Origin of the sequence: Parazoarcus communis SWub3 = DSM 12120, from assembly GCF_003226565.1 — a bacterium.
Lineage (GTDB): Bacteria > Pseudomonadota > Gammaproteobacteria > Burkholderiales > Rhodocyclaceae > Parazoarcus > Parazoarcus communis.
Window position 1 is genome coordinate 1 of sequence record NZ_QKOE01000180.1, and the last position, 255, is coordinate 255.

1 protein-coding gene is annotated in these 255 nt (G+C 61.6%); it reads left to right on the plus strand.

Annotation, left to right across the window (positions count from 1 at the left end; translation table 11 throughout):
• A partial coding sequence (locus tag DNK49_RS24335) for a hypothetical protein (protein WP_207807126.1) occupies positions 1 to 255 on the plus strand: 255 nt, incomplete at both ends.

Consider the following 255-nt stretch of genomic DNA (forward strand, 5'->3'; position numbering starts at 1 on the left):
AACTGGCCACCTTGCTCTTCGACTTCGGCGCCAATCCCAACCTGTTCGGGCTGGTCGATCCCATCTTCTTCGAAACCATGGACCTGGGGCGCGGTGACGGCCCACTGTTCCAACTGTTCATCGAACGGGGGGCTGACATCAACTTGCGTCAAGGCCCGATGGACACTTCGGTGCTTGCCTACGCCGTCACCCGCGGGCATTGCAACGCTGCACTGCGCCTCATCGAGCTGGGGGCCGATGTTCACGCCAAAACCC